We start from the raw sequence: 3030 nt of genomic DNA, 5'->3' as shown, positions 1-3030 counted from the left end.
CGTAGTTACACGCTTGAATCATATTGAATAAGTCATCGATGAATTAGTATTTGTCCGCTGAGTATGTCACCATACTTACACGCCAAACCTATCAACCAGATCGTCTCTCTGGCATCTATAGGGAAATCTCATCTTGAGGGGGGCTTCATACTTAGATGCTTTCAGTATTTATCCCGTCCATACGTAGCTACCCAGCTATGCCGTTGGCACGACAACTGGTACACCAGTGGTATGTCCATCCCGGTCCTCTCGTACTAAGGACAGCGCCTCTCAAATTTCCTACGCCCACGACGGATAGGGACCGAACTGTCTCACGACGTTCTGAACCCAGCTCGCGTACCGCTTTAATGGGCGAACAGCCCAACCCTTGGAACCGACTACAGCTCCAGGATGCGATGAGCCGACATCGAGGTGCCAAACCTCCCCGTCGATGTGAACTCTTGGGGGAGATAAGCCTGTTATCCCCGGGGTAGCTTTTATCCGTTGAGCGATGGCCCTTCCATGCGGAACCACCGGATCACTAAGTCCGTCTTTCGACCCTGCTCGACTTGTTGGTCTCACAGTCAAGCTCCCTTATACCTTTACACTCTTTGAATGATTTCCAACCATTCTGAGGGAACCTTTGAGCGCCTCCGTTACATTTTAGGAGGCGACCGCCCCAGTCAAACTGTCCACCTGACACTGTCTCCGTACCGGATCACGGTACCGGGTTAGAACCGCAAGTACACCAGGGTGGTATCCCACCAGCGTCTCCACATACACTGACGTGCATGCTTCTTAAACTCCCACCTATCCTGTACAGGTGTACTCGAGATTCAATATCAAGCTACAGTAAAGCTCCACGGGGTCTTTCCGTCCTGTCGCGGGTATCCAGCATCTTCACTGGAACTATGATTTCACCGAGCCTCTCGTTGAGACAGTGCCCAAATCGTTACGCCTTTCGTGCGGGTCAGAACTTACCTGACAAGGAATTTCGCTACCTTAGGACCGTTATAGTTACGGCCGCCGTTTACTGGGGCTTCGATTTGTACCTTCGCTTACGCTAAGCACGCCTCTTAACCTTCCAGCACCGGGCAGGCGTCAGCCCCTATACGTCACCTTTCGGTTTGGCAGAGACCTATGTTTTTGATAAACAGTCGCTTGGGCCTATTCACTGCGGCTCATTTTCATGAGCACCCCTTCTCCCGAAGTTACGGGGTCATTTTGCCGAGTTCCTTAACGAGAGTTCGCTCGCTCACCTTAGAATTCTCTTCCCAACTACCTGTGTCGGTTTGCGGTACGGGCAGTATAACACTCGCTAGCGGGTTTTCTTGGCAGTGTGAATATCGATCTTCGGGCTTCGCCCTCCGCATCATGACTTACCTTACACTCATACCGGATTTGCCTGGTATGACAGCTTGTCACTTGCACGCACTCTTCCAGTCGTGCGATTCGATTCTCCTCCTGCGTCACCACTTCACTCATTCATGTTACACCGGTACAGGAATTTCTACCTGTTGTCCATCGCCTACGCTGTTTGCCTCGGCTTAGGTCCCGACTTACCCAGAGCGGACGAGCCTTCCTCTGGAAACCTTAGTCTTTCGGTGGACGGGATTCTCACCCGTCTTGCGCTACTCACACCGGCATTCTCACTTCTATACGCTCCACTTTCCCTCTCGGTTTGGCTTCGCTGCATATAGAACGCTCTCCTACCATCCTCTCGGATCCACAGTTTCGGTAATATGTTTAGCCCCGGTACATTTTCGGCGCAGCGTCACTCGACTAGTGAGCTATTACGCACTCTTTAAATGATGGCTGCTTCTAAGCCAACATCCTAGTTGTCTGTGCAACGCCACATCCTTTTCCACTTAACATATATTTGGGGACCTTAACTGGTGGTCTGGGCTGTTTCCCTTTCGACAATGGACCTTATCACCCACTGTCTGACTCCCATACATCTCATCTATGGCATTCGGAGTTTGTCTGAACTCGGTAACCCGGGATGGGCCCCTTATCCAAACAGTGCTCTACCTCCACGATGATAATATGAGGCTATACCTAAATATATTTCGGAGAGAACCAGCTATCTCCAGGTTCGATTGGAATTTCACCCCTACCCACAACTCATCCGGTCATTTTTTAACATAAGTCGGTTCGGTCCTCCATCCAGTGTTACCTGGACTTCAACCTGGTCATGGGTAGATCACCTGGTTTCGGGTCTACACACACATACTATTCGCCCATTTCAGACTCGCTTTCGCTTCGGCTCCACATTCGCTGCTTAACCTTGCATGTATGCGTAACTCGCCGGTTCATTATACAAAAGGCACGCCATCACCCTTATAGGGCTCTGACTACTTGTAGGCACACGGTTTCAGGTTCTATTTCACTCCCCTCCCGGGGTGCTTTTCACCTTTCCCTCACGGTACTGGTTCACTATCGGTCACCAAGGAGTATTTAGCCTTAGGAGATGGTCCTCCCAGATTCCGACGGAATTCCTCGTGTTCCGCCGTACTCAGGATACTTCTAGCGTCCGCTCGCTTGTCGTGTACGGGACTGTTACCCTCTATGGTCATTCTTTCCATAATCTTCCACTAAACTTGCTTCTCGCATCTCGAAGTCCTACAACCCCAGTTTAAACTGGTTTGGGCTCTTCCCACTTCGCTCGCCGCTACTACGGGAATCGTGTTTACTTTCTCTTCCTCTGGGTACTAAGATGTTTCAGTTCCCCAGGTCTACCTCTACCATCACTACTTAATTCGTAATGGAGTGACATTAAAAATGCCGGGTTCCCCCATTCGGAAATCTTCGGATCACAGCTTACTTACAGCTCCCCAAAGCATATCGGTGTTTGTTCCGTCCTTCATCGGCTCTTGGTGCCAAGGCATCCACCGTGCGCCCTTCACTACTTAATCGTAATGAATTTGTGAGAGAGTATCTCTACTCTATCGCGCGTGTATTTTTGAACTTTTTCGTTCTCGGTTTCTACGCTTGAAATCATATATTAATATATAATCTGTTGCTTCTATTTGGTTTTCAATGTACGTCTTT

1 rRNA gene is annotated in these 3030 nt (G+C 49.7%); it reads right to left on the bottom strand.

Annotated features, from left to right (window positions below):
* Window positions 1-23 precede the first annotated feature (23 nt).
* Window positions 24-2894: ribosomal RNA gene (locus tag HMPREF3177_RS00005) — 23S ribosomal RNA — on the bottom strand.
* Between the last annotated feature and the right edge of the window lie 136 nt (window positions 2895-3030).

This window comes from Nosocomiicoccus sp. HMSC09A07 (assembly GCF_001808485.1).
In the GTDB taxonomy this organism is placed as follows: Bacteria; Bacillota; Bacilli; order Staphylococcales; family Salinicoccaceae; genus Nosocomiicoccus; species Nosocomiicoccus ampullae_A.
Note: the sequence above shows the minus strand (reverse complement) of the source record. Positions and strands in the feature narration are given on the sequence as shown.